The organism is Qipengyuania aquimaris, assembly GCF_020171965.1.
GTDB classification, from domain to species: Bacteria; Pseudomonadota; Alphaproteobacteria; order Sphingomonadales; family Sphingomonadaceae; genus Qipengyuania; species Qipengyuania aquimaris_A.
Genome location: NZ_JAIUZK010000001.1, coordinates 205728 through 231144 on the forward strand (window position 1 = coordinate 205728; position 25417 = coordinate 231144).

Below are 25417 nucleotides of genomic sequence, written 5' to 3' on the forward strand. Positions count from 1 at the left end.
ACCATGAAGGCCCAGATTTTGGCCACCACCGCCGCCGCAGCCCTGCTTGGCGGCTGCGCAACCATCAACACCGAAGAAGGTGACCCCTTGGCAGACCTGCAAGAAGCCCAGGCGTACAACCCCGATATTCCCGCTGGCACCGGCTATTTCGCCGATCGCAGCGACCTGCCGCTTTACGCGCCGGACTTCACCAAGATTTCGGAAGACGATTACCTGCCCGCTTACGAGCAGGCGATGATGATCCACAAGGCCGAGATCGAGGCGATCAAGAACAACCCGGCCGCCCCCAATTTTGAAAACACCATCGTCGCGATCGAAAAGGCCGGCAGCATGCTGGGCCGCATCAACACGGTCTTCTTCGCCCTCACCGGTTCGAACACGACCGATCGCCTCGACGAGATCAACACCGAAATCAGCCCCAAGCTGACCGAGCATTATGACTCGATCACGCTCGACCCCGCACTCTTCGCCCGCGTCAAGGCCGTCTATGACAATCGCGCCGCGATGACGATGACGGTGGAAGACGCCAAGCTGCTCGAGACCACCTACGATGCCATGGTGCATGCCGGCGCGCTGCTGAGCGATGCCGAGCGCGAGCAGGTCAAGGCGATCAACTCGCAGCTGTCGACGCTGACGACCGAGTTCAGCCAGGCCGCCCGCGCGGCGATGAGCGACCAGCCGGTCATCTTCGACACCCGCGAAGAGCTCGCCGGTCTGTCGGACAACGACATCAAGTCCGCTGCCGATCTGGCGACCGAAAAGGGCTTCGACGGCAAATACGCCATCGCGCTGCAGAACACGACGCAGCAGCCGCTGCTGCCGAGCATGGAAAACCGCGCTGCCCGCGAAAAGCTGTTCATGGCGAGCTACCACCGCGCCGACGGGACGACCGATGTCGACACGCGCATGCTGATCGCCAAGATCGCCAAGCTGCGCGCCGACAAGGCCGCCCTGTTCGGTGAAGCCGACTGGGCCAGCTACGCGATGTGGGACCGCATGGCCGAAAAGCCCAAGACCGCGCTCGATTTCATGGAGCAGATGGTCCCTGCCCTCGCCGCGACCCAGCGCCGTGAAGCTGCCCTGCTGACCGCCGCAATCGCTGCCGATGGCGGCGACTACGAAGTGAAGCCGTGGGACTGGTATCGCTATGCCAACCGCATCAAGGCCGAACAGTTCGACCTCGATGAAGATGCGGTGATGGAATACTTCGTGCTCGACAAGGTGCTCGAGGACGGCGTGTTCTACATGGCCGAAAAGCTTTACGGCCTTACCTTCCAGAAGCGCACGGACCTGCCGGTCTATCACCCGGACGTAACGACCTACACCGTCTTCGACCGCGACGGCAGCGAACTGGGCATCTTCTATTTCGACCCGTTCCAGCGCCCGTCCAAGCGTGGCGGTGCATGGATGAGCAACTTCGTGGAGCAAAGCCATTTGTATGGCACCAAGCCGGTGATCTACAACGTGCTCAACATCCCGAAGGCACCGGCAGGCGAAGTCCAGCTGGTCAGCTTCGACTGGGTGAACACCACCTTCCACGAATTCGGCCACGCGCTGCACGGCTTCTTCGCCGACCAGCGGTATGAAAGCCTGTCGGGCACTGCCACGGCGCGCGACTTCGTGGAATACCCCAGCCAGGTCCACGAAATGTGGGCTACCTGGCCGAGCGTGCTGTCGAACTACGCCAAGCACTACGAAACCGGCGAAACCATTCCCGACGAGATGATCGAGAAGATCGAAGCCGCGGCCAAGTTCAACCAGGGCTACGATTTCGGCGAAGTCGTCGAAGCCGCCCTGCTCGACATGAAGTGGAGCGCATTGTCGCCTGCGGAAGCAGCCGCCATCGACACGCCGGAGAAGGTCGACGCATTCGAGCGTCGCTCGCTCGAAGAACTGGGCCTCGAGATCGACCTCGTGCCGCCGCGGTATCGCAGCACCTATTTCAGCCACATCTTCAGCTCGCCCGCGGGATATTCCGCCGGCTATTACAGCTATCTGTGGACCGAGATGCTCGATCGCGACAGCCGCAAGTGGTTCATCGAAAACGGCGGCCTGACCCGCGAAAACGGCGACCACTATCGCGCCACCGTGCTCAGCCGGGGCGGGACGATGGATTACTTCCAGATGTTCCAGAACTTCGCTGGGCGGGCACCCGATGTGACCCCGATGCTCGAAGCACGCGGCCTTGTCGCCGGTGATGAAGCGGCGGACAGCGAAGTGTCGGACGGCAAGCTTCCGGGTTCTGCCGTCAACTAAGGCTGCCAGTCAGCGCAAATCAGGAAAGGCCGGGCCGTTTGGTCCGGCCTTTTCTTTTGCCCCGCCATGCGAGTGACTTGTCGTTGAGCAGATCCATGTCCTGCGTCCCGGCAATGGCCTGTTCGCCAAGGGCAATCGCCAGCCTTAGCTGTGCATCGGTCGCATTGCGATAGGCAGGCGAAGCGATGGTTTCACGCCAGGGGCCGCCCGTGGCATTATCGAGCAGGATCCGCTGGAAGCAGTGGTCGAGATGCACCGGCCATCCGCGTGCGCCGGAAAGTGCAGGCAGTTCCTTGCGCGTAAGGGCGAGCCAGCGCTGGACTAGATGATCGGCAGCCATGGCCGGTCAACGGGTCACAGCGGCATGAGTGCCATGCGGCCGCCGCGCTCGATCCATTCGACCTGCGTTTGCCAGACGCGCTCTACCACCTCGGCGGCCAGCGCGCGGTGCGGTTTATCGTCTGCCGCCAGTGTCCCTTCGTCGAGCACGATAACGCGGTCGGCATGGTTCATGGCATGGGACAGGTCGTGCAGCACCAGAACCACGCCGATGCCGCTATCGGCGGCGCGCCGCAGGTGTTTGAGCAGGGCCAGCTGGTGCCCGATATCGAGCGCAGCCAGCGGTTCGTCGGCGAGGATCCACTGCGGCTCTCCCGCAAGCACGCGGGCCAGCAGGACGCGCGCTGTCTCGCCGCCGGACAACGATTGCGCGCGCCGGTCGGCCAGATGCTCTACGTCGAGTGCCTGCAACGCGGCCTCTACTGGCTCGGTGCGCTTGTCGCCATGCGGCATTCGGCCCAGTTCGACAAGACGGCGGACCGGCACGTCCCAGGATACGGTATGCTCCTGCGGCAGATAGCCGATCGCCTGTGCGCGCTCGCGCGGCTGGTAGGACGCCAAATCCCTGTCGCCGAGCCTGATAGAGCCGGAATCGACGTCGAGAAGTCCCGCCAGCGCTTCGAGAAGGCTCGACTTGCCCGCCCCGTTGGGACCGCAGATCGCGGTGATTTCCCCGGGCCGCAGGCTCAGGCCGACATGGGCGAGCCTGTCGGCAAGCACGAGGTCGCGTGCTTCCAGCATCATGCCAGCCCCTTCCGCATCCGCAGCAGCAGCCACAGGAAAAACGGCGCCCCGAGCAGGCTCAATGCAATGCCCAGCCGTAGCTCGGTGACCAGAGGCAGGATGCGCACGACGCTATCAGCGACAAGCACCAGCAAGGCGCCCGCCAGCGCGCTCGGCACGATCAACTGCGACGGCCGCCGATCGGTCAGGGGCCGTACCAGGTGCGGAACGATCAGCCCGACGAAGCCGATGATACCGGCAACGGCGACCCCCGCCCCCACAGTAAGGCCGACGCCAAGGATCAGGAGCCACAACAGCCGGTTGGTATCGACGCCAAGCGAGCGTGCGACCGGCTCTCCCAGGGTCAGCGCATCGAGCCCTGCGCCTGCGCGTATGAGCAGTACGATACCGAGCAGGACCATCGGACCGGCAAGCCATACCTCGCGCCAGCTACGGTCGGTCAGCGCCCCGTTCAGCCACAGCACGATCTCGCTCATCGCGAAGGCATTGGGAGCCATGGAAATGGCCAGAGCAGTCAGCGCGCCCGCGAGGCTCGCCACCATGAGACCAGCTAGCGTGAACAGGGCGATGCCCCCGGTGCGCCCGGCAATCACGGCTAGAAGTGCCATAGCCCCGCCCGCACCTATTAGAGCGAAAATGGGCAACAGCCATGCACTCGCCGTGTACCCGAAGAAAAGAGCCGTGACCGCGCCCAGCGCCGCACCCGGCGCGATGCCAAACAGGCCCGGATCGGCCAGCGGATTGCGCAGATAACCCTGCATGGCCGCCCCGGCCGCGCCGAGCCCCGCGCCGACCACGATCGCCAGAACCGCACGCGGCAGGCGCAGCTCGCCCAGGATGAGGGCCGCGTTGGGCGTGGTTGCCGGGTCGATCCACACCCGTCCGGCAAGCAGCGATAGCGGCAAGGCAATCGCCAGCAGTGCGGCCATGAAGAGGACGGCGCGGTTCACGACACGTCCTGCCGGATTTGCGCCAGCCGTTCTGCCGCACGGATGATCGTCGGCCCGCCGCAATAGAGGAGGCTCGTGTCAAAACTCTCGCGGCGCATCTGCGGCAGGTCGGACAGGACAGGGTGACGCTGCCCCGCCTCGCTACCGGCTACCAGCAACACTTCCGGAGGGTCGGCGACGACTTGTTCCAGCGCGAGATAGTCCGCCTGCGCCATTCCCCTGACAGAGCTATAGCTAGCGAAGCCCGTCCGCCGCAGGAGATCGCTGATGAGCGCGCCTTCCCCCGGGACAATGCCAGAGGGTTGCCACAGAGCGGCTTCGACCGGCCTGCCGTCAGCTCCTGCATCTGCAAGCGCGCGCTCGATCGAAGCGACCAGGGCTTCCCCGCTCGCGGGATCGCCTGTCAGGCGCGCGAGCTGGCGCACCTGCTCGATGCTTTCCTGCACGCTCGCAACGCTGCCGAAGGTTTCGACCCTCACCCCCAGATCATGAAGCGCCGCCCGCGTTGCAGGGGCGATGAAAGTTGAGGCGACGACGATGTCGGGCTCAAGCGCGAGGATCTCTTCAACCGTGCCGCCCGTCGAGGCATATCGCGCCGCGACCTCCGGCTCCATGGAGCTGGCGCGCGGGTCCTTGCTGTAATGCGAGATTGCCAGCAGCTGCCCGGGATCGGCGACCTCCGCAAGGATCGCGTCCGTGCAGGGATTGAGACTGACGATCGTGGGCTTTTCGCCGCCCTCACCCGCTAGCTCCCGGCCACCCGAACAGGAGGCCAGGAACAGGAACAAGGCGGGCGCAAGGCGCTTCACATCTGCGCCCTCAGCCCGACAAAGGCTCCTCTGCCAGCCGTCCGATATCCGGATACGAGGCGGTAATCGGTATCGAACACGTTCTCGACCCGCCCGAACAGTTCCAGGCTATCGCCCACGTCGAACGCAGCCCTGATATCCAGCACTTCGTACCCGTCGAGTTCCACGGTATTCGCCGCGTTGTCGAAGGACGAGCCCGAGATGCGCAGGTCGGCGCCCAACTTCAGCCCGAAGCCGCTCTCCCAATCGGCGAACAGTGTGCCGAAATGTTGCGGCCTGCGCGCGAGATCGAGACCGCTCCCGCGATCCTCCGCATCCACCAGCGCAAATACGCCCGACAGGCGGAGCGAATTCGTTACATCGAAACCCGCTTCCGCCTCTACACCCTGAGCGCGGGCGCGATCGGTGTTCTGATAGACGCCGAAGGGCCGGTCGGGAGTGAAGGCAAAGCCGATCAGATTATCGCTGTCGCGCCGAAAGCCCGTCAGCGCAAGGTACAGGCCGAGATCGCGGCGACCACGCTCGATGCCGATGTCGAAACTGGTGCTCTCCTCCGGTTCGAGCCCGGTATTCCCGTAGAAGGACAGCAGTTGGTAGAGCGTCGGCGCCTTGAACCCTTCGCCAAGGCTGGCCCGCACGCGCCAGTCGTCGCCGAAACCATAGCTGATATCGCCGCCAAAGCTGGTCGACGTGCCGAATTGCTTATGATCGTCGATCCGCCCGCCGACGTGGATTGCGAGGCGGCCCATCACCCAGCCGAGCTGGCCGTAGAAACCGGCAATGCCCGTCTCGGCAGGAGCGTCGAAATTCGTCTCGAACTCGGTCCATTCCTTCTCGCCGCCGAACGCGAGGCTGAGCCCGCCCAGAAGGCGATACTCGCCGCGCAATTGCACACGCTCGGACCTGCCCTTGCTACCGAAGGTGACACCGCCGTCCTCACCGAGATTGTCGCGTTCGGTGTCCGAGAGGCTGTAGGCTGCGCGCAGTGTCAGGTCGTTGCCGTAATAGGCGAGCCCGACGTCGCCCCAGTGGCGGCGCGTTTCCTGCGTTTCCAGGGTATCGGCCAAGGCGAATGAAGGAGGCGGGAAGCCGTCTATGTCGAGCTTGCCTTCGCTCCAGTTGAGGTGGGTGAAGATTTCGAGGCTGTCGGTCAGATCGAGGAAGCCGACCCCGCCTATCGCGAACTGCTCGAATCCATCGGCTTCGGTGCCATTCGCGGCGGCGGAAAAACCGTCGCTCGTGAACCACGATCCGTTGAGCCCGACATAGGCTTTTTCACCGCTCACCCCGGTGGCGACATTCGCCCGGAAGGTCTCCCGCGCGCCATATTCCAGCGTGCCTTTCATCCCGGTCTCGGCGCGGGTGGAGATGTCCACGACGCCGCCGATCGCCTCGCTGCCCCAGATGGTCGAGTTCGATCCTCTCAGGATGTCGAACTTGCCGGCCATTCCCGTCAACTGGTTGCCGAAATCGAAGCCGCCGCCCGGCGCGGCCGGATCGGCCACCCTTACGCCGTCGACCAGCACCAGGACCTGGTCGGCACTGGCCCCTCGAATGTTGACGCCGGTGAAACCGCCGACTCCGCCATTGCGCGAGAAGGAGAGGCCGGGTGTCCTTTGCAGCACGCGCGTTGCGTCGCCGCCCTGCACGCTTTCGATCTCGTCGCGCTCGATAATCGTGACTGCCTGGCCCGTGTTCTCGATGGCGGTGGAAAGGCCATTGGCGGTGACCGTGATCTGCGGGACCAGCATGTCAGCGATTACGATCGGTTCGGGCGCCTCGCGCTCCATGCGGGTGCCGTAGTGCGCTTGGTCATCGACTTCCTGTGCCTGCTCGGCATCTTGCGCAGCGATGATTTCCGCCAGCGCCTCCTCGCTCGCCGATTGTGCGGCAGCGGTAGCCGGAAGAGCGGAAACAGTAATCAGAAACAGGTATTTATACACGAAACCTCCTATCATGAACGAACTGCCGCTCATGACGGGAGGGAGCAGGATCGCTTCCATCCGCGTTTGCCATCGGTGCACCCCGCCCGTGGCCGAACGACTGGTACAGGCAGGTCTCCTGGCTCGCCGGATCGACGCTTTCCCGCCGCCTTCCCACCCGCAAGGGGCAGTGGCATCTGGCGGGATCGCTCCCCGGTCACAGTTGCGGGGGCAGCCGGGGCTTCGTCACCCCGTTCCCTCTTAGGTCCGCCTTCACGGACAACCCGTACCCATGAGGGCGCCAATAGGGTGGGTTCGCAGGGCGGGCAAGTGCCTTGCTATTAACCTTTCCCCGCTATGCGATCCTGCGGTATGGAGCGCGTCATGCAGCATCGGGAAGCACCATTGTCGAGCAGGAGGGCTGCGCGCGAGGCTCAGGCCCGCTCGCGCCGCCAGATGTTGCGGCGGGTCGCTGTGGTCGTGCTCGCCGTCGCCCTGCCCACGGCTGCTGCGCAGGGGGCATGGCCGGGCTTTGCCAAGGCGATGGGAATCGCGCAGGGCGAGCCGCCGGTCCAGCCCATGCCATTCGAGATTGCAGGCCAGAGCTTTCCGGGCTCGGCATTCTATTATCTCGACCAGCCGCCGGAACCGGTGATCGACCTTGCCGAGCTTCGCTTATCCGAAGGCAATCTCGATACCGAACGCTTTACGGAACGCTTCGGAGCGGCTGCCACCGCACGGGCATTCCAGAGCGCGGGCAGCGGGATCGACAAGGCACGCGCGCTGCGGTGTCTTTCCATGGCCGTCTATTACGAAGCCGCCAGCGAAAGCCAGGCGGGGCAGGAAGCCGTCGCGCAAGTGGTCCTCAACCGGGTCTCGCACCCTGCCTATCCGGCAAGTATCTGCGGGGTGGTATTCCAGGGGTCGGAGCGCAAGACCGGTTGCCAGTTCACTTTCACCTGTGACGGATCGCTCAATCGCCAGCCGTCGCGCGCCGGTTGGGCCAGAGCGCAATCGGTGGCCCTTGCCGCGCTATCGGGGCACGTATTCCAGCCGGTGGGCCTCGCGACGCATTATCACACCCATGCCGTCAATCCTTACTGGGCGAGCAGCCTCGACCTGATCGGCTCGATCGGCGCGCACCGTTTCTATCGCTGGAAGGGTAGCGCAGGCCGCGCAGCCGCATTTTCGGGAGCCTATGCGGGCGGAGAACCGCTGGCCTTGCCAAATACGCCGAGCGCCTCGCCCCTGCCCTCGCAAGCAGCATTGGGCAGCGTTCCGCCGCCTCCGGCCGACCCGGTTATCGGGGCGACCATCGCGCCCGAGCCCAAGGTCGGCGAGGCCAGCGCTGCCGCACCGGTCGTCGGCTCTCCGCAGTCCGGCGACGTGAAGCCGGAATACCGCAACAGCGGGCGGTGGATCAGGGAACCCGGCGCGCGAAAAAAGACAGCGGAATAGGCATTTAACCTCTTTTCAAGCATACCGCGGAACCGAAGTTTAGCGGCTGCCGCTTATACCATCTCCTGAAGCCGGGCCGCGAGGGTAGATAGCCCCGCGGCAGCACAGGAGGATCGGGTCCATGCCAGTTCATTTTGCCGCCGCGCGCACAGCCGCGCGCTCGCCCGTTGCGCGCATACTTGCAAAGCAGTCGCCGGGGATTGCGGCCAACGACAATGACTATCTGGTTGGCGAGCCCTTCCCGATGGAGAGCCTGCGCGATGCATTGATGCATTTCGCCGAGCACGGGATGGGAGCCGCAAAGGAAGCCCATCGCCTGGCACTCGTCGCGCACGAGGCTGACAATGTCGACGATCGCGAGCACTGGGTTGGCATCTGCCGCACACTGGATGCCCGGGAAGCCAACAAGTTCGAGCGCGCGCTAATCCTCCAGGATGCGCCGCTGATAGGTTGAGCCTGTCGTTTCGCCTCACCTGAATGGGGCGACGGCAAAAGCACTGGCCGCGCGGAACCTGAAAGCCGCGCGGCCATTTCTTTTTCACTTCCCCGCGAAAACCGGCATTATTGCTACTGCGAACTATTTGCAAAGATAGTTGTCGCATGCGACCTTTTGCCGGTTGCAATCCTATGCTCCGGGGCCTAGGTCGCCCTTCGAACACCGGGCGCGCGTACCCACGCGGGACTCCACGCGCCATAGCGGTCCAGGCAATTTCGTCCCGCGCTGTTTGAAGGACGCACTCACCCTATGGCACGCAAGAAGATCGCGCTCATCGGCTCCGGCATGATTGGCGGCACCCTCGCCCACCTCGCTGCGAAGAAGGAAATGGGCGACATCGTCCTGTTCGACATCGCCGAAGGCATGCCGCAGGGTAAGGCACTCGACCTCAGCCAGTGCGGCCCGATCGAAGGCTTCGACGCCAAGATCACCGGTTCGAACGACTATACCGATATCGCCGGTGCAGACGTCGTCATCGTGACCGCCGGCGTGCCCCGCAAGCCCGGCATGAGCCGCGACGACCTGCTCGGCATCAACCTCAAGGTGATGAAGTCGGTAGGCGAAGGCATCAAGAACAACTGCCCCGACGCTTTCGTGATCTGCATCACCAACCCGCTCGACGCGATGGTCTGGGCGCTGCGCGAATTCAGCGGCCTGCCGCACAACAAGGTCGTCGGCATGGCCGGCGTGCTCGACAGCGCGCGTTTCGCTACCTTCCTCGCCTGGGAATTCGACGTGTCGGTGAAGGACGTCAATGCATTCGTCCTCGGCGGCCACGGCGACACCATGGTCCCTGTCACCAGCTACACCACGATCAACGGCATTCCGGTGAACGACTACGCCAAGATCAAGGGCGTGTCGGAAAGCCGCATCGACGAGATCGTCGATCGCACGCGCAAGGGCGGCGGCGAGATCGTCGGCCTGCTCGGCAACGGCTCTGCCTATTACGCCCCCGCGACCAGCGCGATTGCGATGGCCGAAGCCTATCTCGGCGACCAGAAGCGCATCCTGCCCTGCGCCAGCTATGTCGAAGGCAAGTATGGCCTCGACGGCCTTTATGTCGGCGTGCCCACCATGATCGGCGCAGGCGGCACCGAAGAAGTGATCGAGATCGAACTGTCGGACGAAGAGAAGAAGAACCTCAAGGTCTCGACCGACGCGGTCGAAGAACTGCTCGAAGCCTGCAAGGGCCTCGACAGCTCGCTCGCCTGAGCGGACCTTCCAGCCAGGGACGTATTACCATGAAGACGCTTCGCCTCCTTCCTTTCCTTGCCCTCGCCGCCGCGGCTCCCGCAGCGGCACAGGACAAGCCGGCCTCTGCCGCCGAAATCGTCGACGCGATCAACGCCTGCAAGGCGATTACCTCGCCCACGTGGATCGAACTGGACGATCTCAGCAAGCACGGCTGGAAGCCTTACCGCAAGCCCGCCGGTCGCCGCGCGCAAGTGGTTCGCGGCGCCTATGAAAAGCAGGGCAACGAAGCGCTCATCATCATCAGCAAGGCGGAACTGCGGGATAAAGCCTGCGTCATCTTCGCCCGGCTCGACAATACGGCCGATTATGGCCCCACGGCCCAGTCCGTTTCGCAATTCGTCGGCATGCCGACCCATGCCGAAGGCCCGACCTATTTTTGGTCGCTGGGCGACGGCATGAAGATGCGTATCGACCCCACCGGCGACAAGGACAAACCCATCGCCCGTTTTGAAATCAAGGCTACTGCCCAGGAGAGCGCCGAATGAGCATCCTCGTCGACAAGAACACCAAGGTCATCACCCAGGGTATGACCGGCAACACCGGCACCTTCCACACCCAGCAGGCGCTCGATTACGGCACCAAGATGGTCGCAGGCGTCACGCCCGGTAAAGGCGGCACCGACCACATCGGCCTGCCGCAGTTCAACACCGTGCGCGAAGCCAAGGCCGAAACCGGCGCGACGGCCTCGTGCATCTACGTCCCGCCGCCGTTCGCAGCAGACGCCATCCTCGAGGCGATCGACGCCGAGATGGAACTGATCGTCGCCATCACCGAAGGCATTCCGGTGCTCGACATGGTCAAGGTGAAGGCCGCCCTCACCGGCTCGAAGAGCCGCCTGATCGGCCCGAACTGCCCCGGCGTCCTGACCCCTGAAGAATGCAAGATCGGCATCATGCCCGGCTCCATCTTCAAGAAGGGCAGCGTCGGCGTGGTCTCGCGTTCCGGCACGCTGACCTACGAAGCCGTCCACCAGACCACCATGGTCGGCCTCGGCCAGACCACGGCAGTCGGCATCGGCGGCGATCCGGTCAACGGCACCAACTTCATCGACGTGCTCGACCTCTTCCTCGACGACGACGACACCAAGTCGATCATCATGATCGGCGAAATCGGCGGCAGCGCGGAAGAAGAAGCGGCCGAATTCATCAAGCAGGAAGCTGCCAAGGGCCGCAAGAAGCCCATGGTCGGCTTCATCGCAGGCCGCACGGCGCCTCCGGGCCGTCGCATGGGCCATGCCGGTGCTATCGTTTCGGGTGGCCAGGGCGGCGCGGACGACAAGATCGCGGCGATGGAAGATGCGGGCATCCGCGTTTCGCCCTCGCCCAGCGAGCTTGGCACCACGCTCGACGCGATGCTGAAGGAACTCGCCTGATCCGCGGAGTGATGCGGAACGGTTTTCTCCTCCCCGGGAGCCTTCCGCACCGCCGAGGCATTGGCAGTATAGGCCGACAACAGGGTCGGCGCGAAAGGTAGCCCGATGGGTAACGAGAGCCACGATTTCCTGCCCGAAATGGGCGACCAGGAGGGTCCGCAGCAGGGGCCGAGCTGGGGCAACCCGCGCTGGCTGGCCGAAGTGGTCGACAGTGATGCGGATCTGACCGCAGCGCTCGACCCCACCCAGATGCGCCTTGCGGTCAAGCAGGCCGCAGAGAAGGCCGGCAAGGCCACCGATCCCAAGGCTATCGAACAGGCGGCCGATGACAGCATCCGCGCCATGCTGCTCGTGCGCCTCTACCGCGTGCGCGGCCACCTGGCTGCCGACCTCGACCCGCTGGGCCTGTCCCATCGCGAAGTGCCGGAAGACCTGACGCTGGAATGGCATGGGTTCACCGGCCAGGAAGACCGCGAAGTCTTCGTCGGCGGCGTCTTCGGCTTCGACTGGGTGACCGTGCGAGAGCTCTACGACGCCCTGCGCGCAACCTATTGCGGCAATGTCGGCCTCGAATACATGCACATCTCGGACACGGAGGAACGCCGATTCCTCCAGGACAAGTTCGAGACGCCCGAAGACACGATCCAGTTCACCGAGGAAGGCAAGCGCGCCATCCTGGCAGCGGTCGTGCGCGGCGAGGAATACGAGAAGTTCCTCGGCAAGAAATACGTCGGCACCAAGCGCTTCGGCCTCGATGGCGGCGAAAGCATGATTCCGGCACTCGAAGCGGTCATCAAGTACGGCGGCCAGCTCGGCGTGCGCGAGATCATTTACGGCATGGCCCACCGCGGCCGTCTCAACGTCCTCGCGAACGTCATGGGCAAGCCCTATAAGGTCATCTTCCACGAATTCTCGGGCGGCTCTTCCAACCCCGACGATGTCGGCGGTTCGGGCGACGTGAAGTATCACCTCGGCACCAGCACCGACCGTTCGTTCGACGATATCGACGTGCACATGAGCCTGGTCCCCAACCCCTCGCACCTCGAGGCGGTAAACCCGGTGGTCCTCGGCAAGAGCCGCGCGCAGCAGGCGATCCGTGACGACCTCAAGAAGCACGAACAGGTCCTGCCCGTCCTGCTTCACGGCGACGCGGCCTTTGCGGGACAGGGCATCGTATGGGAATGCCTCGGCTTTTCCGGCGTGCGCGGGTACAACACCGGCGGCTGCCTGCACTTCGTCATCAACAACCAGATCGGTTTCACCACCAGCCCGCAATTTGCGCGTAGCTCGCCCTACCCGAGCGATGTCGCCAAGGGCGTCCAGGCGCCGATCCTCCACGTCAACGGCGACGATCCCGAAGCCGTGACCTTCGCTTGCAAGCTGGCGATCGAATACCGCCAGAAGTTCGGCCGCGATATCGTGATCGACATGTGGTGCTATCGCCGCTTCGGCCACAACGAGGGCGACGAGCCCAAGTTCACGCAGCCGCTGATGTACGATGCCATTCGCAATCACCCGCGGGTGAGCGAGCTTTACACCAAGCGCCTGGAAGAAGAAGGCGTCATCGAGAAGGGCTACGCCGACCAGCTGCGCAGCGAATTCGACGCCCATCTCGAGGAAGAATTCGCCGCGGCCAAGGATTACAAGCCCGACGAGGCCGACTGGTTCGGCGGTCGCTGGGCAGGCATGAACAAGCCTGCCGATCCCGAGGGCGCACGCCGCAATGTCGAAACCGCGATCGAAAAGAAGCTGTTCGACAGCCTCGGCCGCACGCTGACGACCGTCCCCGAAGACGTGACCATCCACAAGACCCTGGGCCGCGTGCTCAAGGCCAAGAAGGAAATGTTCGACAGCGGCACCGGCTTCGACTGGGCCACTGCGGAAGCGCTCGCCTTCGGCAGCCTCGTCACCGAAGGTTTCGGTGTCCGCCTTTCGGGCCAGGATTCGGGACGCGGCACCTTCAGCCAGCGTCACGCCGTCTGGGTCGACCAGAAGGACGAGCGCAAGTACATCCCGCTCACCACCCTGCCCCACGGCAAGTTCGAGGTCTACGACAGCCCGCTGTCCGAATACGGCGTGCTCGGCTTCGAATACGGGTTCGCCATGGCGGATCCGAAGAGCCTCGTGATGTGGGAAGCGCAGTTCGGCGACTTCGCCAACGGCGCGCAGATCATGATCGACCAGTTCATCGCGGCCGGTGAAGTGAAATGGCTGCGTGCGAACGGCCTCGTCCTGTTGCTGCCGCACGGCTACGAAGGTCAGGGACCGGAACACAGCTCGGCGCGTCTCGAACGCTTCCTGCAGCTGTGCGCGAACGACAATATCCAGGTCTGCAACATCACCGACCCGGCGAACTACTTCCATGTCCTGCGCCGCCAGATGCTGCGTTCGTTCCGCAAGCCGCTCGTCATCATGACGCCCAAGTCGCTGCTGCGCCATCCGATGGCCAAGAGCGATGCCGATGGCTTCATGGGCGAAACGCATTTCATGCGGATCAAGTCGGACCTGACCGAAATTCCCGACGAGAAGGTGAAGCGCCTCGTCCTGTGTTCTGGCAAGGTCGCCTATGACCTGATGCAGCGCCGCGACGAAGCCGGGGTGGACGATGTGTCCATCGTGCGCATCGAGCAGCTGTATCCCTTCCCCGGCGAACCGCTGGCGGTCCGGATCGAACGGATGAAAAATCTCGAAACCATCGTCTGGTGCCAGGAAGAGCCGAAGAACAACGGCGCCTGGTTCTTCGTCGATCGCCTGATCGAGGAGGCCGCGGAAAAGGCCGGCAAGAAGGGCATGCGCCCCTGCTATGCCGGACGCGAAGTCGCCGCCTCGCCCGCCACCGGATATGCCAGCCGCCACAAGGTCCAGCAGGAAGCGCTGGTCAACATCGCGCTCGGCCTGAACGGCGACAATTCCGCCGCCACCAGCAATTGCCCCTGATCGAGGTCGTAAAAGGAACCACCTGACCATGGCCACCGAAGTCAAAGTCCCCACGCTCGGCGAGAGCGTTACCGAAGCCTCCATCGGCGAATTGCTGAAAAACGTCGGCGATGCCGTCGCCGTGGACGAACCGATCGTCAGCCTCGAAACCGACAAGGTCGCCGTCGAGGCGCCCTCGCCCGTCGCGGGCGTGATCACCGAATTCAAGGTCGCGGTTGGCGATACCGTCGAAGTCGGCGCGGTTCTCGCAGTGATCGAAGAAGGCGGCGCCCCCGCTGCCAAGGGCGAAGAAGCCGGTCGCGCTGCCGAACAGCGGGAAGAGGGAAAGGAAGAGCGCGCCGAAGCGAGCGCTCCCGCGGCCTCTTCCGACGCATCGCAGACGCTTTCACCGGCCGTACGCCGCGCGGTTCTTGAGCACGGCGTCGATCCTTCCACCATCAAGGGCACCGGCAAGGACGGCCGCCTGACCAAGGAAGATGTGATCGCCGCTGCCAAGGCCAAGAAGGACGGCGGCACGATCGCAGATGCCGTGCCTGCCCAGGCCGCTACTCCGTCGGCTCCGGCGGGCGAGCGCCGCGAGGAACGCGTCAAGATGACGCGCATGCGCCAGACCATCGCCAAGCGCCTGAAGGGCGCGCAGGACAATGCGGCGTTGCTCACCACCTTCAACGATGTCGATATGTCCGCGGTCATCGAGGCCCGTACGAAATACAAGGACCTCTTCGCCAAGAAGCACGACATTCGTCTCGGCTTCATGGGCTTCTTCGCCAAGGCCGCGTGCCTTGCGCTCAAGGATGTGCCTGCGGTCAACGCCTATATCGAGGGCGACGAGATCGTCTATCACGATTACGTCGACATCTCTGTCGCCGTTTCCGCGCCCAACGGCCTCGTCGTCCCGGTCATCCGTGACGCGCAGGACAAGGGTTTCGCCCGCATCGAGAAAGACATTGCGGACTTCGGCAAACGCGCCAAGGAAGGCACGCTGACGATGGAAGACATGAAGGGCGGCACCTTCACCATCTCCAACGGCGGCGTCTTCGGTTCGCTCATGTCGACCCCGATCATCAACCCGCCGCAGAGTGCCGTCCTCGGCCTTCACCGCATCGAGGACCGCCCGGTCGTCGTCGACGGCGAAATCGTCATCCGTCCGATGATGTATATCGCGCTGTCCTACGACCACCGCCTGATCGACGGCCGCGAGGCCGTGACCGCACTGAAAATCATCAAGGAAGCGATCGAAGATCCGACCCGGATGCTGATCGACCTCTGAGGAAGAAATCATGGCTGAATACGACTACGACGTCCTCGTCATCGGCGCTGGCCCGGGTGGCTATGTCGCCGCGATCCGCGCAGCACAGCTGGGCCTGAAGACCGCTTGTGCGGAAAGCCGCGAGACGCTGGGCGGGACCTGCCTCAATGTGGGCTGCATCCCCTCAAAGGCGATGCTGCACGCGTCGGAATATTTCGATGCGGCAAGCAATGGTACAATGGCCGAAATGGGTATAGAGGTTTCGCCCAAGCTGAACCTCGACGCGATGCACGCCCAGCGGCGTGACGCGGTAAAGGGCCTGACGGGCGGCATCGAGTTCCTGTTCAAGAAGAACAAGGTCGACTGGAAGAAGGGCCATGCCACCTTCCAGGATGCGCACACGGTCAAGGTCGGAGACGAAACGGTCACTGCCAAGGACATCATCATCGCCACGGGCTCTTCGGTCACTCCGCTGCCCGGTGTCGAGGTCGACAACGACAAGCAGATCGTCGTCGATTCCACCGGCGCGCTGGAACTCAAGTCCGTGCCCAAGAAGATGGTCGTCATCGGCGGCGGCGTTATCGGCCTTGAACTCGGTTCGGTCTGGCGCCGCCTCGGTGCCGAAGTCATCGTGGTCGAATATCTCGACAAGCTTCTGCCGGGCATGGATGACGATGTCCGCAAGGAAGCGGGCAAGATCTTCAAGAAGCAGGGCATGGAACTGCGCCTGTCGACCAAGGTCACCGGCTGCACAGTGAAGGGCAAGAAGGCTACGCTGACGCTGGAGCCGTCTGCTGGCGGTGACGCGGAAACGCTCGAAGCCGATTGCGTGCTCGTGTCCATCGGCCGCAAACCGAATACCGATGGCCTCGGCCTCGATGCGATCGGCATCGAGACCAACAAGCGCGGCCAGATCGAAGTCGATCACGACTTCCGCACCAAGGTCGACGGTGTCTGGGCTATCGGCGACGTCGTTCCCGGGCCCATGCTCGCGCACAAAGCCGAAGACGAAGGCATCGCCTGTGCAGAGAACGTCGCGGGCCAGACCGGCATCGTGAACCACGATCTCATCCCCGGCGTGGTTTACACCTGGCCCGAGTTCGCCGGTGTCGGCCTGACGCAGGACGAAGCGATCGAGAAAATGGGCGGCGACAAGAAAGCCATCAAGGTCGGCAAGTTCCCGATGATGGCCAACAGCCGCGCCAAGACCAACCACGAACCCGAAGGTTTCGTGAAGGTCATCGCGGAAGCCGAAACCGACCGCGTGCTCGGCGTCTGGGCCATCGCCAGCGTCGCCGGTACCATGATCGCCCAGGCGACGCAGGCCATGGAATTCGGCGCGACGTCGGAAGACATCGCCTACACCTGCCATGCCCACCCGACGCATTCCGAAGCGATCAAGGAAGCGGCGATGGGCGTCCAGGGCAAGCCGATCCACATCTGATCAAAGAACTGGAAGGCCACCACTCCAGCGCCCTTGAGCGCTCGGGTGGTGGCCTTTTCCATTTCCGGTTCGCGCGTGCCTCGTGGCCGGACACCCCCAGCAAGGCGATTGCCCCCCCTTTCCCCTCCTGACATAGTCTGGAGTGTGAGGGGAGATTGCATGGCCTATCCGAAACTGACCAAGAAGCCCGGAGCCATCGAAACGGCTGCGAGTATTGCCGCAGGGGAGTTGTCCCCTCTCGAGGCTGTCGATGCGGCGATCGCGCGGATCGAACATCTCGATACACACATCAATGCGGTGGTGGTTTGCGATTTCGACCGCGCCCGCGATGCCGCGAAGGGCATGGACAAGTCGGCCGCTTCCGACGCGACGCCCCTGTTCGGCGTGCCCATGACCATCAAGGAAAGCTTCGACATCGCCGGCCTTCCCACCACCTGGGGCCACGAAGCGCACCGCGACAATATCGCGACGCGTGACTCCGCCGTCGTCCGCAAGCTGAAGGCGGCCGGGGCGATCTTCCTCGGCAAGACGAACGTGCCGCCCGATCTGGCCGACTGGCAGTCGAACAACCCCGTGTACGGGCGGACCAACAATCCGCACGACCACGACCGCTCTCCCGGCGGCTCGTCCGGCGGATCGGCAGCAGCCGTCGCCAGCGGAATGGTGCCCTGCGAGTTCGGAACCGACATCGGGGGCTCCGTGCGCGTACCGGCCCATTTTTGCGGCGTGTGGGGGCATAAATCCAGCTGGGGCATCATAAGCAAGGAAGGGCACGACCACCCTCTTATGGCAGGGCGCGGCGCGCATGACGGCGCGCTCTCGATTGCAGGCCCCCTCGCCCGCAATGCTGCCGATCTCGACCTGCTGACGCGCCTCACCAGCGAACGGCCGCTGGAGCAGCGTCGCAAACCGATTTCGCAAACGCGTTTCCTCGCGCTTGTCGACCACCCGGATTGCGCGAGCGACGACGCAGTCCGCGGTCCGATGGAAGCAGCCCTCGAGGCGCTTCGCCAAGCGGGGGCGTCAGTCGATTTGACCAGCGAACTGCTGCCCGATCTCCGCGCCCAGCACGCAGACTATATGCGCATGCTCAATGTGGCGATGGCTCGCGGCGCCCCGGGCAGGAACGGTCAGAGGGCGACCGCCACTGACTGGTTCAACCTCCTCGACATTCAGTATCGCAACGAGCTGGCCTGGGCGAAGCTGTTCGAAACCTACGATTTCGTCCTCGCCCCGCCAGCCCCCGTGCTTGCCGTGCCGCATCGCGATGGAAGGGTCTTCGACGGAGAGATCGAGATCAACGGTGAAACGGTCCCCGGTGCATCCGGGCTGTGCTGGGCCGGACTGGCGACCTTCCCCAACCTGCCCTCGACCGTGCTTCCGATCGGCGCGACAGGCAACCTGCCCTGCGGAATGCAGGTGATGGGGCCGCGCTATGCCGATCTATCCACGATCGCGGCCGCAGAAGCCATCGGGCAGGTGTTGCACTCCTGAGGCGCACGGCCCATTCCGGTCGGCGGATCAGACGGAGGATTTTGTGGGTCAGCAGCAAATGATGCGGCGCTTTGCCAAATGGCACATCTGGCTGGCCTGGCTGGCTGGGGTTCCGATCCTGATGTGGACCGTCACCGGCCTCGTCATGGTAATCAAGCCGATCGAGGAAGTGCGCGGCAACCATTTGCGCAATGCGGTTACCGAACGGGCGCTGCCAAGCGACACCGAGATATACGTTACCCTGCCTGCCGAGAGCACCCGGCCTGTCCGCTCCGTTACGACGCAGGTGGAACGCGGCGAGACGGTAACGCGGATCACCTACATGGACGGGACCAGCGACAGGTTTCGTGCCGACGGGTCCGAAATGGGGCCGATTTCCGAAGTCGAGGCACGCATGATCGTGGCCGAACGCATCAAGGGCGGCGACCGGGTCGCCGACACCGCGCGGTACGATGCCCATAATGTCCCCTTCGATTTCCGCCGGGAAATGCCGGTCTGGCAAGTCGCGCTTACCGATGGAACCCACGTCTATGTCGGCGAGCATACCGGTGAGATCGAGGCCGTCCGCACGCGATGGTGGCGCACTTTCGATTTCGTCTGGGGCCTGCACATCATGGACCTCCAGACCCGCGAAGACACCAGCCACCCGATCCTGATCCTGTTTGCGATCCTCGGCGTCCTGGCCTCGCTGCTGGGCTTCGTCCTGATGTTCCGCCGCCGCAAGGCCCGCAAGGTCTAGGCAAGGTGAACGAGGAGATCCTCACGCCTGTGCTCGACTGGCTGGATGTCGCCGGAGTGGCGATCTTCGCCCTGACCGGGGCCCTGGTCGCGGCCAAGGAAAAGCAGACCCTGGTCACCCTGACGTTTTTCGCTCTGATCACCGGGGTCGGCGGAGGCACGATCCGCGACCTGCTGATCGGCGCGCCAGTGTTCTGGATGGTCGACCCCTGGGTGTCCGCTACCTGCCTCGGTATCGCCCTGTTCGCCTGGTTCACGCCCACGCGCTGGTGGGAGGGAAGGTTCCTGTCGATCGCCGACGGGATGGGCCTCGCCGCCTATGCCGTCCTCGGCACGGCCAAGGCGCTGCAATACGGAGTCCCGCCCGTCCCTGCAGCATTGATGGGAGTAATTACCGGGTGCGTCGGTGGCATTATCCGCGATGTACTTGCCGGACGGCCTTCGATCCTGATGCGGCCAGAGCTTTACGTGACCGCCGCAGCCCTGTCTTCGAGCCTGACCGTGGTCGGCGCGCTGGTCGGGCTGGAGGACTGGTATGTATGGATCGGCGCGGCGCTGGCCGGATTCGGCCTTCGCCTCGCCGCCATCCTGTTCAATCTAGCACTGCCTTCCTACGACGAGCGCGTCGCTAGCAAGGACTAGACTTTAGACCGGGTCGCCGGGATAGACGGGCCGATTGTCTTCGTCCTCGCCCTCGATCGGGCCGCCGGGATAGGCCGGTTGCGGCCCTTCGACGACGGCGTCTTCCGTATCCGAAACCATCGCAGTCCGACCATCGGCCTTCTGCCTCTCGGCAGCATAGCGCGCATCGTCCCACTGGTTATCCTCGGTGACTGCGGCATAGCCGTCATCGTCGCGATCTTCTTCGCCCTGCCAATTTCCGGACTGCCCGAAATCCACGTTCCGGACGCGGCCGTCGTTGCCGATTTCGCAGGAGAAGCCTGCGCCGCCCGAAAGGGTGCCGCTGATCTGCCAACCGCGAGCGGTGCGATCCGCACGGTCCACGGTCTCGACGCGTTCGTCACGCTCCACCGCATCGACGCACATGCTTACGGCGCGGTCGATACCGCGGCCATCGTCCCAGCGCGCATCGTCGCGGCGATAATCCCGATAGTCGCGGTCGCGATAACGGCGATCATCGCTGCGCTTCGTATTGTTGGCGATGGCGGCGATGCCACCGATAATCAGGACACCAGTCAGCACGTCGCCCAGGCTCGGGCCACGGTGGTGACGATAGTGACGGTAACGGCGGTGCCGATGGTTTTCGTAAGTCTGATCGGCGGGATCGTAACTGGTGACGCCTACCGGTTTTGCCGACGTTGCCGAGACCTGCGGGATGGATGCCGCGGCGACGGGCGATACCCCGATGGAAGCGGTCGCGAGAACGGCAGGCGCGAGTGCCCAGGTGTGCAATTTCTTCATGCAAAACTTCCTCTGCCTTCGCGCCCCCACCTGGCGCAAGGATTGACGATGCGACCGGTGCCATATCCCAGATTTAGCACGGCTGAACCGGACACAAAAAACGGCCCGAACCGCAAGGTCCGGGCCGCTGGTGGATTGATCGGGGATTAGCGGAGACCGCGAATGCCCTTGAAGTCGACGTGGCTCACGCGGCCCCGCTCGATATAGCAGGTGAACTTGCCGTGATCTTCACCGCGATAGCGGCGACGGTCGTCACGATCGTAGCGGTCGTAGCGGTCGTAGCGGTCATAGCCGCCCCAGCGGCCGCCACGTTGGCCATCGACAACGATGCGGCCCTTCACCCTCCAGCCATAGCGGGTGTCGTCGACATCACGGATGTCGGTCACTTGGGCGTAGCGATAGCCATAGCGGCGCGCATCCTGCTTCGCGGCGCGAACACAGCGCTCCACTGCGGCGCGCGGATTGCCGCGGTTGCGGTAAGCGTCGCGGCGGTAATCACGGCCGTCGCGGTAATAGCGACCGTCACGGTAATAGCGGCCGTCACGGTAGTAATCGCGGTCGCGCTTGGCCGAATTGGCAATCGCGGCAATGCCGCCGATGATGACTGCGCCGGCGATGACGTCGCCGACGGAGATACCATCGTCGCGGTCGCGGGCCTGGGCCGGAGTTGCGGTGGCCAGCGCCATGGCGCCGACTGCAGCCGTTGCGATCCCACCCTTCGCAATGTTCTTGGTAATCTTGGTCATGTGAGGTTCTCCTCATCTCTACCCAGGCGGGATTGCCTCGGTTGAATGAGGTTCTAGGCGAGTCGCACTGAGGTGAGCCTGAATCCCGATTACAGGCGGCGTTCAGGAAACTATATCTTTTCCTGAATATCTATTTCTGAAGCGATTCAAGGACATCGCGGGTAAATGCCGCGATATCGAAGCGCGATCCGCTGGGGTCCTCTCCCCTTCTCACGATGACAACATTAAGGCTCGGAACGATTACGACATACTGGCCGCGGTTACCCATCGCAGCGAAGGTGTCGGCAGGAACGCCCTCCGAATTGTTGAACAGCCAGAAGCCCGCACCATAGCCGAATGGGCCGTCGGGTTGTGGCCCTGAGGGCGAAGAGACGTATTTGACCCAACCTTCTGAAAGGATACGGCTGCCATCCGGCCCGACACCCCCATCGAGATATAGCTGTCCGAGACGCGCCAGATCCTTGGGACTGGACCATACCTGACTGGAGAGAATGTACCCTCCCGAATAGTCTCGAGACGGGCGGTTTGCCATGGCGTCCAGCATGGACTGGATATCGACTTCATCCGTCCATTGGGAAGGACGCGCAAGGAGCGCCGCAGCCCAGTCCTTCTCAGGAATGGTGTCGCTCATCCGCAATCTGCCAAGCAGCTGCTCGGGAAGAAAGCCGGACTTGTGGAACACGGCCCGTTCGACAGCCATGAGCGTGTCATTGTTGGCATAGCGGAATACCGAGCCGGGCGGGTGCAGCAACGGCCACTGTGCTGCCCGCTCGGCAACCGTGGCGCCTCCGAAATAGGTCGGATCGGTTCGATTGCCCGCAGTGTCGGAATAGCGTCCCGACGCCATGCGAAGCAAGTGGTCGAAAGTGATGGTCCCCCTTGGATCGTCGGAATTGAGGCCCAGGCCTGCACTATCGTGCATGTCGAGATCACCGCGATGCACCAGAGCACCAAGGTAGGTCGCGGCTATGCTCTTCGCGACGGACCATGTGCGCTGCGGCGTGTCTTCGTCGAAGCCTTCGGCAAACCGGGCGAAGAGCGGACGCCCCTCTTTGGAAATGAGGACAGCGGTTGTGCGGGTGCCCGGACCATAGGCGTCGCCAAAGGCCCCATCCTGGACTTCGCGTGGCAATGCCGCGGTCGGATATCGTCTATCGCGCTCCCTGAATTTCGGTGGCTGATAGTCGGCGCTTGTCTCATCTTCGGGGATCGCAATCCCGATCGGTCCGAGTGTACAGCCAGCCCCGAATGAACGAGCGATGCGCGGCGGCATATCCTGTGCCCACTCGACCTCGACATGCATCACGCGTTCGCCGTCTGCCCGGCGGTGGATCTCGTAGGGAAGCTCGCCCACCAAATCATCGAGTGGCTGCTGAATACCTGCGAGCTCCCATTCCAGAACGCTCTGTGCAGTCCTGTTTTGCCGCGCGTGTTCGGCGCTGCTGATCGCACTGCAAAGCATGAGCGCCTTGTACCCCGCCGCAAGAGCACGGTCGTACCGGGCGTCGATCTCCTCCTGCGTGGTCGATTGCGCGGCAAGCGGGGTCGCGGCGAGGAGTGCGCTAGCGGCAAGGGCTTTTCTGATCATTCCGGCCTTGTGACACGACTTGCCTTGCGCGCAAAACAAAAGGGCCGGAGGATCGCTCCCCCGGCCCTTCGTTGTTCTTGAGGCAGTCGCGCTTACGCGTCTTCCATTTCCTCGTCGCCCATGACCGGACCGCTGTCCTGGCCCTTGGCGTCGACGTCGCGGTCGACCAGCTCGATCACGGCCATCTGCGCGGCGTCGCTGCCACGATAGCCGGCCTTGATCACGCGGCTGTAACCGCCTTCACGATCGGCATAACGCTCTGCCAGGACGTCGAACAGCTTCTTCAGCTGCGTTTCGTCCTGCAGGCGAGCCATCGCAAGGCGACGGTTCGAAAGGCCGCCACGCTTCGCCAGCGTGATCAGCTTTTCGATGTAGGGGCGCATTTCCTTCGCCTTGGGCAGCGTGGTCATGATCTGCTCGTGCTTGATCAGCGCAGCAGCCATGTTGCGCAGCATTGCGTGACGGTGACCCGTCTTGCGCTGCAGCTTGCGGCCGGAAATCTTGTGACGCATTTTCTAGTCCTTCGTTCGTAGGGGGCCCGTATGAGGTAGCCCGAAACAGGCCGGAAGACGGGGTCCGGCCTATGCCCCTTGGGATCGATTAGCCGAGCAGCTCTTGTTCGAGCTTCTTGGCCATTTCCTCGATATTTTCCGGCGGCCAGCCAGGGATGTCCATGCCGAGGCGCAGGCCCATCGAGCTCAGGACTTCCTTGATCTCGTTGAGCGACTTGCGGCCGAAGTTCGGCGTACGGAGCATCTCGGCCTCGGTCTTCTGGACCAGGTCGCCGATGTAGATGATGTTGTCGTTCTTCAGGCAGTTTGCCGAACGGACCGACAGTTCCAGCTCGTCGACCTTCTTGAGGAGGTAACGGTTGAGCTGGTTGGTGTCGCTTTCCTGCGGCTCTGCAGCCTGGCCGATCATCGCCGAAGTCGGCTGCGGGATGCCGTCTTCGAAGTGGACGAACAAGGTCAGCTGGTCCTGGAGGATGCGCGCGGCATAGGCCACCGCGTCTTCCGGAGTGACGGTGCCGTCGGTTTCGATGGTCAGCGACAGCTTGTCGTAGTCCAGTTCCTGGCCCACGCGAGCGTTGTCGACCTTGTAGCTGACCTGGCGAACCGGCGAATACAGGCTGTCGACCGGGATGAGACCGATCGGCGCGTCGGCCGGGCGGTTCATCACGGCAGGGCGATAGCCCTTGCCCGTGTCGGCGGTCAGTTCCATGTTCAGCGTCGCACCTTCGTCGAGGTGGCAGATCACGAGGTCCTTGTTCATGACCTCGATGTCGCCGGAAACGGCAATGTCGCCAGCCTTCACTTCGCCTGGACCGGTGGCCGAGAGCTGAAGACGCTTGGTGCCTTCACCTTCCATCTTGAGCGCGATCTGCTTCACGTTCAGGACGATGTCGGTGACGTCCTCGCGCACGCCTGCGAGCGAGGAGAATTCATGCAGCACGTTCTCGATCTTGATCGAGGTGATGGCCGCGCCCTGGAGCGAGGACAGCAGCACGCGACGCAGAGCGTTGCCGAGCGTCAGGCCGAAGCCACGCTCGAGCGGCTCGGCAACGAAGGTCGCCTTACGCTTCTTGTCGCCACCGTCCTTGATGTCGAGGGTGTTGGGTTTCTTGAGTTCCTGCCAGTTCTTGATGTTGACGGACATGGATTTCCCCTGGTGTGGATGCGGGCAGGACCGGAGCTCTCAGTGAGCGTCCGGTCCGTGAAGATTGTCGGCGGCCCGTTGCCGGACCGCCAGGCAGGTACGGATCAGACGCGACGACGCTTGGACGGCCGCACACCATTGTGCGGGATCGGCGTTACGTCGCGGATCGAAGTGATCGTGAAGCCGACAGCTGCGAGACCGCGAAGCGCGCTCTCACGACCCGAACCCGGGCCCTTCACTTCGACTTCGAGGGTGCGCACACCATGCTCGGCAGCTTTCTTGCCGGCATCGTCTGCTGCGACTTGGGCAGCATAGGGAGTCGACTTGCGGCTACCCTTGAAGCCCATCATCCCGGCGCTGGACCAGCTGATAGCATTGCCCTGTGCGTCGGTGATGGTGATCATCGTGTTGTTGAAGCTGGCGTTGATGTGCGCAACGCCGCTGGAAATGTTCTTTTTGTCGCGGCGCCTAACGCGGCCGGGTTCGCGTGCCATGATGTTACTTCCTTACATATTCTCAAGAAGGGAAAAGCGCTGGGATGAC

General features: G+C 63.5%; 23 protein-coding genes and 1 riboswitch. Of the genes, 12 read left to right on the top strand and 11 right to left on the bottom strand.

The window, feature by feature from the left end:
- The first annotated feature begins 3 nt into the window (after positions 1–3).
- Entirely contained in the window at positions 4–2256 is a 2253-nt protein-coding gene (locus tag LCM24_RS00990) for a M3 family metallopeptidase (protein ID WP_224802390.1), read from the top strand.
- Between the two features lie 19 nt (positions 2257–2275).
- Here LCM24_RS00990 and LCM24_RS00995 read toward each other — a convergent pair whose 3' ends face one another.
- From LCM24_RS00995 to LCM24_RS01015, 5 genes are read right to left on the bottom strand one after another with little or no spacing between them, the layout of a single operon-like run.
- A complete protein-coding gene (locus LCM24_RS00995) occupies positions 2276–2596 on the bottom strand; it encodes a GCN5-related N-acetyltransferase (RefSeq protein ID WP_224802391.1) in 321 nt (106 codons plus the stop codon).
- Positions 2597–2610: 14 nt separating this feature from the next.
- Positions 2611–3339 carry an ABC transporter ATP-binding protein gene (locus LCM24_RS01000; RefSeq protein WP_224802392.1) on the bottom strand — a complete coding sequence of 243 codons (729 nt, stop codon included), beginning with the start codon at positions 3337–3339 and terminating at the stop codon, positions 2611–2613.
- A complete protein-coding gene (locus LCM24_RS01005) occupies positions 3336–4268 on the bottom strand; it encodes an iron ABC transporter permease (protein WP_263617918.1) in 933 nt (310 codons plus the stop codon). The genes LCM24_RS01000 and LCM24_RS01005 overlap by 4 nt, the downstream gene beginning before the upstream one ends.
- Before the next feature lie 17 nt (positions 4269–4285).
- The gene (locus LCM24_RS01010; protein WP_224802394.1) at positions 4286–5098 is read right to left on the bottom strand and encodes an ABC transporter substrate-binding protein; all 813 of its coding nucleotides are present in this window, start codon (positions 5096–5098) and stop codon (positions 4286–4288) included.
- Positions 5095–7074, bottom strand: a complete 1980-nt coding sequence (locus tag LCM24_RS01015; RefSeq protein ID WP_224802395.1) for a TonB-dependent receptor plug domain-containing protein — start codon at positions 7072–7074, stop codon at positions 5095–5097. Before LCM24_RS01015 ends, LCM24_RS01010 begins: the two co-directional genes overlap by 4 nt.
- A 57-nt stretch (positions 7075–7131) precedes the next feature.
- Positions 7132–7323, bottom strand: a riboswitch (cobalamin riboswitch).
- An 81-nt stretch (positions 7324–7404) separates the two neighbouring features.
- Here LCM24_RS01015 and LCM24_RS01020 point away from each other — a divergent pair.
- The 11 genes from LCM24_RS01020 (at position 7405) to LCM24_RS01070 (ending at position 20104) form a co-directional block, all read left to right on the top strand.
- Positions 7405–8478 carry a cell wall hydrolase gene (locus LCM24_RS01020; protein WP_224802396.1) on the top strand — a complete coding sequence of 358 codons (1074 nt, stop codon included), beginning with the start codon at positions 7405–7407 and terminating at the stop codon, positions 8476–8478.
- Positions 8479–8599: 121 nt separating this feature from the next.
- Positions 8600–8932 (top strand): hypothetical protein, encoded by a 333-nt coding sequence (locus LCM24_RS01025; protein ID WP_224802397.1) that lies wholly within the window; start codon positions 8600–8602, stop codon positions 8930–8932.
- 291 nt (positions 8933–9223) lie between these two features.
- Positions 9224–10186, top strand: coding sequence for a malate dehydrogenase (gene mdh, locus LCM24_RS01030; RefSeq protein ID WP_224802398.1), 963 nt, complete (start codon positions 9224–9226; stop codon positions 10184–10186).
- Between the two features lie 29 nt (positions 10187–10215).
- Complete coding sequence (locus LCM24_RS01035) at positions 10216–10713, top strand: hypothetical protein (RefSeq protein WP_224802399.1); 498 nt, start codon at positions 10216–10218, stop codon at positions 10711–10713.
- Positions 10710–11600: a succinate--CoA ligase subunit alpha gene (gene sucD, locus LCM24_RS01040; RefSeq protein WP_090478726.1), complete on the top strand. Its 891-nt coding sequence runs from the start codon at positions 10710–10712 to the stop codon at positions 11598–11600. Before LCM24_RS01035 ends, sucD begins: the two co-directional genes overlap by 4 nt.
- A 105-nt stretch (positions 11601–11705) precedes the next feature.
- The gene (locus LCM24_RS01045; RefSeq protein ID WP_224802400.1) at positions 11706–14537 is read left to right on the top strand and encodes a 2-oxoglutarate dehydrogenase E1 component; all 2832 of its coding nucleotides are present in this window, start codon (positions 11706–11708) and stop codon (positions 14535–14537) included.
- Positions 14538–14565: 28 nt separating this feature from the next.
- Positions 14566–15807 carry a 2-oxoglutarate dehydrogenase complex dihydrolipoyllysine-residue succinyltransferase gene (odhB, locus tag LCM24_RS01050; protein WP_224802401.1) on the top strand — a complete coding sequence of 414 codons (1242 nt, stop codon included), beginning with the start codon at positions 14566–14568 and terminating at the stop codon, positions 15805–15807.
- Between the two features lie 10 nt (positions 15808–15817).
- On the top strand, positions 15818–17230 hold the full coding sequence (gene lpdA, locus LCM24_RS01055) for a dihydrolipoyl dehydrogenase (protein WP_224802402.1): 1413 nt from the start codon (positions 15818–15820) through the stop codon (positions 17228–17230).
- 159 nt (positions 17231–17389) lie between these two features.
- Positions 17390–18724, top strand: a complete 1335-nt coding sequence (locus LCM24_RS01060; RefSeq protein ID WP_224802403.1) for an amidase family protein — start codon at positions 17390–17392, stop codon at positions 18722–18724.
- 43 nt (positions 18725–18767) lie between these two features.
- Complete coding sequence (locus LCM24_RS01065) at positions 18768–19463, top strand: PepSY domain-containing protein (RefSeq protein ID WP_224802404.1); 696 nt, start codon at positions 18768–18770, stop codon at positions 19461–19463.
- 5 nt (positions 19464–19468) lie between these two features.
- Positions 19469–20104 carry a trimeric intracellular cation channel family protein gene (locus LCM24_RS01070; RefSeq protein WP_090478743.1) on the top strand — a complete coding sequence of 212 codons (636 nt, stop codon included), beginning with the start codon at positions 19469–19471 and terminating at the stop codon, positions 20102–20104.
- Positions 20105–20107: 3 nt separating this feature from the next.
- Here the strand turns inward: LCM24_RS01070 and LCM24_RS01075 are convergent, their stop codons facing one another.
- The 6 genes from LCM24_RS01075 to rpsK form a co-directional block, all read right to left on the bottom strand.
- On the bottom strand, positions 20108–20884 hold the full coding sequence (locus tag LCM24_RS01075; protein ID WP_224802405.1) for a hypothetical protein: 777 nt from the start codon (positions 20882–20884) through the stop codon (positions 20108–20110).
- A gap of 146 nt (positions 20885–21030) precedes the next feature.
- On the bottom strand, positions 21031–21630 hold the full coding sequence (locus LCM24_RS01080) for a hypothetical protein (RefSeq protein ID WP_224802406.1): 600 nt from the start codon (positions 21628–21630) through the stop codon (positions 21031–21033).
- 130 nt (positions 21631–21760) lie between these two features.
- Positions 21761–23218: a serine hydrolase domain-containing protein gene (locus LCM24_RS01085; protein WP_224802407.1), complete on the bottom strand. Its 1458-nt coding sequence runs from the start codon at positions 23216–23218 to the stop codon at positions 21761–21763.
- 92 nt (positions 23219–23310) lie between these two features.
- Entirely contained in the window at positions 23311–23730 is a 420-nt protein-coding gene (gene rplQ / locus LCM24_RS01090) for a 50S ribosomal protein L17 (RefSeq protein ID WP_090478754.1), read from the bottom strand.
- An 88-nt stretch (positions 23731–23818) separates the two neighbouring features.
- Positions 23819–24874, bottom strand: coding sequence for a DNA-directed RNA polymerase subunit alpha (locus LCM24_RS01095; protein ID WP_090478757.1), 1056 nt, complete (start codon positions 24872–24874; stop codon positions 23819–23821).
- A 104-nt stretch (positions 24875–24978) separates the two neighbouring features.
- Entirely contained in the window at positions 24979–25368 is a 390-nt protein-coding gene (rpsK, locus tag LCM24_RS01100) for a 30S ribosomal protein S11 (protein WP_090478760.1), read from the bottom strand.
- Positions 25369–25417: the final 49 nt, after the last annotated feature.